The organism is Sulfurimonas sp. (assembly GCF_034005705.1).
GTDB lineage: Bacteria > Campylobacterota > Campylobacteria > Campylobacterales > Sulfurimonadaceae > Sulfurimonas.
Genome location: NZ_JAVEUF010000037.1, coordinates 1 through 4,185 on the forward strand (window position 1 = coordinate 1; position 4,185 = coordinate 4,185).

4 protein-coding genes and 1 tRNA gene are annotated in these 4,185 nt (G+C 47.7%); 4 read left to right on the top strand and 1 reads right to left on the bottom strand.

What is annotated here, in order from left to right:
• Positions 1-471 (bottom strand): hypothetical protein (locus tag RBR61_RS10095; RefSeq protein ID WP_320344052.1); only part of this gene is annotated, 471 nt, incomplete at its 3' end.
• Positions 472-657: 186 nt separating this feature from the next.
• On the opposite strand from RBR61_RS10095, the gene RBR61_RS10100 reads away from it, so the two are divergent.
• The 4 genes from RBR61_RS10100 (at position 658) to RBR61_RS10115 (ending at position 4,185) form a co-directional block, all read left to right on the top strand.
• On the top strand, positions 658-2,601 hold the full coding sequence (locus tag RBR61_RS10100; protein WP_320344054.1) for a hypothetical protein: 1,944 nt from the start codon (positions 658-660) through the stop codon (positions 2,599-2,601).
• A 12-nt stretch (positions 2,602-2,613) separates the two neighbouring features.
• On the top strand, positions 2,614-3,084 hold the full coding sequence (locus RBR61_RS10105; protein ID WP_320344056.1) for an NfeD family protein: 471 nt from the start codon (positions 2,614-2,616) through the stop codon (positions 3,082-3,084).
• Between the two features lie 12 nt (positions 3,085-3,096).
• The gene (gene floA, locus RBR61_RS10110) at positions 3,097-4,050 is read left to right on the top strand and encodes a flotillin-like protein FloA (protein ID WP_320344058.1); all 954 of its coding nucleotides are present in this window, start codon (positions 3,097-3,099) and stop codon (positions 4,048-4,050) included.
• Between the two features lie 48 nt (positions 4,051-4,098).
• A tRNA-Ser gene (locus RBR61_RS10115) sits at positions 4,099-4,185 on the top strand.

Consider the following 4,185-nt stretch of genomic DNA (forward strand, 5'->3'; position numbering starts at 1 on the left):
ATCTCCGGGAGCTACTTCATTCCACGACTCGGCAAATAATGTCAGATAGTCCGCTCTGGAACCTTCGGCCACCTTTTGATTGGCCAACGCCAGCGCCTGATCCAGTTGCGGCTCTTGACTGTAATCGGACAACGCGCGTATGAGGCTTTCCAACTTCACTTCCATCATCACGTTCATACCGCCCTTCAGGTCCAATCCTAAATTGATTTCCCTTTCTTTCACTTCTTTAAAAGTGTACCACAGGAACACTTTTTCCGGAGTTATAGAGTCGATATAATAGCTTTGTTTGGCGTTTCTGAGTGAATCCAGGAAAAAAGCTTGATCCAATTCATCAATATCCCTGTAATCCTGCGTTTTCTGTACAGAAACAACGGCTTTTTCTGCATAATCTGCTGCTTTTTTCTCTTGTATCCTTGTAGCTGCCGTAAAAGACAGTTGATAAATACAAGCCAGAGAAATAAGTACTACCACCAGCCTAATGGCTCCTTTGCTTTGCATAATCTTATAATTAATATTAATATCTATCTGATAAAATAGCTGACAAATGTAATGTTTTTTCCCTAATTAATTAACTTTGTAGTTCGCATTTACCGGATTATGTTCAAGAGATATCTCATAGCAACGGTCTTGGCTACCACTCTTAGTGTGGTTGTTTCTATGCTTCATGCACAACCACAAACAGCGGTGCAACTGCTTAAAGAAGGGGAGCGGCTGCATATGGCCTACGAATTTGAGCGTGCCATAGAAGCTTTTTCACGTGCAGCTGCGGCGTCTGAGGACTCCTTGCTCACACAACGGGCAGAACAATGGAAATGGGCCTCTGAAAACGGACAAATCATGAGCCGATACGTCATTCGTCCTACCCTTTTAGCGTACGCCGTCATCCCCGGGAAAGAGTTTCCGTTGTATTACGACTTAGCCCCCTCGGGCCAATGGAGGTATCCGCCAAAAGAGCTCCTGGAACACGTACACGACGACGGCAAAAACCCATTGCCCATCCTATACCGACCGTCTGTAGACAAAATAGTCTTTGCTGCCCGCGACACATCACAAAACACCGGATGGGACTTATACACCGTATGGCGCACCGTACCCGACACCCCACAAGCATCGGATACCGCTGACGGCCAAGACCCTAACACCACATACTGGTCTCCGCCCGTCCGCCTGCCGGCTTCCATCAACACCACCCGCAATGAAATGTATCCCGTATTGAGTCCGGACGGTAACACCCTTTACTTCTGCTCAGACGGCCTGCCCGGCCTGGGAGGCATGAACCTGTTTGTAAGTCATTGGGATAAAGATCTTGGGACATGGAGCGTTCCGGAAAATATGGGCATTCCGTTTTCCTCGCCCCATAACGATATGCTCTATCTGCTGTCCGACGATTCCCGGTATTTCTACTTTGTGTCTGACCGCATCGCCCCCAAAGATTCCCTGATGCTTTATAAAGTAGAGTACGAACCCGGACCCGTTACCATACATCCACAATCGGTACAAGAACTGCGGGAAATTGCCTCGCTTCCGCTGGTGCAAAAGGTCAAGTCTGGCGCAGTACCGGTTCCGGCGGAACCTGAAGAAGCCACCTTGCCTGCCCGTACAAACGAACGTGAGCAAGATCGTGCCGATTCTGTGCTTCAAAAAACACGAGCAGCTACACAACATTATGCAGAGCTGAATAAAGCCGTCCGAAACCTCACGGAGCAAGTTGCCGGGCAAGAACAAAAATTAGACGAATTGCGCAATACGTACACCACTTTGTCACGGGAAGAAGACAGACAAGTATATGCCAACCTTATAAGAGACCGGGAATTTACCCTTATGGAGCTGCAACAGTCCTTGCGCGATACACAAAAAGCAGCCCAGGCCATAGAAGACATGTTTCTGTGGCACGGCGTGCTGGCTGTTCCGCCCCAAACACCGGACATGCAAGTAGAGCCGGCAGAAACCCAGGCAAATATCCCCCGCTTTACCCCTGTTAAACAAAAACAGGGAACATGGGATAAGCACGTATTTCTTTCTCCTGCTCCACCTCCTCCTACTGTAGACCTTACTTTCCGTATAGAAAAAGAAGCTGTAATCGTTCCCTGGGAAAACGAACCCATGAGCCTCTATTACCGCATCCAATTGTTTACCTTAAGCAGTAAAATCACACCAAAGCAATTACGAGGCATCAGTCCGGCGTTTGAAGTAAAAGTGGGCAACAAGTACGTCTATTACGCGGGCCAATTCACCAAATACGCCCAGGCCACACAAGCTTTGACGACAGTCAGAAGGCAAGGTGTCCACGGTGCCCTGGTAGTAGCTTTTTATGAAGGAAAATCACTATCTTTACAAGAAGCGCGCAAAAGAGAGGCTCAAAACAAAACAGAACCGGAAGGAATCCGTACGTACCGGGTGTACCTGGGACAAGATGAAGTATCGCCGCAATTGGTAGCCGCCGTAACTTCACTTACAGAAAAAGACATCATACGTGTAGAGAAAGAAGAAGCGGCGCATTTTTACATAGGTCCGTTCAACTCTCTTACCCAAGCGCAGGAACTGGCAGAAGGACTACAAAAGAAAGGCTTTACGTCTATTAGTGTTCAAGAAGATTTTTAAAAGATATACTATATGGGATTGGTCATTACACTTATTTTGTTGGGGATGTTGCTGCTTTTTGCAGAACTTACCGTCATTCCCGGATTTGGTATTGCCGGCATTCTGGGACTAGCCGGTTACGCCGGAGGCATTGTGCTGGCCTTTACCAGATTTGGGACTACTATAGGCTTCATTGTGCTCTTTGGCGCTTTGCTCTTAACGGCCATCTTGCTGTTTTTTACGCTACGGTCTAAAACGTGGAAAAAAATCACCTTAAAAGACAGCATAAAAGAAAAAGCCCTTCCTGCCCCGGAAGACAAAGGTGTGGAGGTAGGTATGGAAGGCATCAGCCTTACGCGTTTGAACCCGGCAGGTAATGGCCGCTTTGGAGACATAACCATAGAAGTCCGCTCCTCGGAAGGGCTCATCCAGGCCAAAACCCCTATCAGAATAGTCCATATAGAAGGATTGAGTATCTTTGTGTCCCCTATTGAAAACAATTAAAAAAAATATATTATGATGTTAGGAGCAACGTTAATTTGGATAGCCGTAGGAATCGTCGGCTTCTTTATTTTATTATGGTTTTTTCCCGTCACCTTGTGGTTTCAGGCGCTTATATCGGGTGTACGGATCAATCTCATACAGCTGGTACTTATGCGCTGGAGAAAAGTACCACCCAGCACTATCGTGATGGCCATGATTACCGGTACAAAAGCCGGTTTGACAATGGACGCTAACGCCCTGGAAGCCCACTACCTGGCTAAAGGAAACGTCACTAAAGTAGTTAACGCCCTGATTTCGGCAGACAAAGCCAACATCCCTCTGGATTTTAAAATGGCCGCTGCTATTGACCTGGCCGGTCGCGATGTGTTCGAGGCCGTCCAAATGTCCGTAAACCCCAAGGTAATCAACACCCCGCCCGTTTCTGCCGTCGCTAAAGACGGTATCCAGCTTATTGCCAAAGCCCGTGTAACGGTACGCGCCAATATCAAACAACTGGTAGGGGGTGCCGGAGAAGAAACCGTCCTGGCCCGTGTAGGAGAAGGTATTGTATCCAGCATTGGATCTTCTTCTTCACACAAATCCGTGTTGGAAAACCCCGACAACATCTCTAGAGTAGTGCTGGAAAAAGGACTGGACTCCGGAACGGCCTTTGAAATCCTCTCTATTGACATTGCAGACATTGACGTAGGAAAGAACATTGGTGCCGTATTGCAAATGGATCAAGCCAACGCAGACAAAAATATTGCTCAAGCACGTGCAGAAGAACGCCGTGCTATGGCCGTAGCCCTGGAGCAAGAAAAGAAAGCAGAAGCGCAAGATGCACGCGCCAAAGTTATCCTTGCCGAGGCGCAAATTCCCTTGGCCATGGCAGAAGCCTTCCGCGCCGGCAATTTAGGCATTATGGACTACTACCGCATGAAGAATATCCAGGCCGATACAGACATGCGAGAACAGATTGCAAAATAAAATAAAATAACTACCTTTGCTTCCCCTTTAAGGAAACAAAAGTAGACAGGTGAGGTGGGTGAGTGGCTGAAACCACCAGTTTGCTAAACTGACGTACTCGCAAGGGTACCGAGGGTTCGAATCCCTCCCTCACCG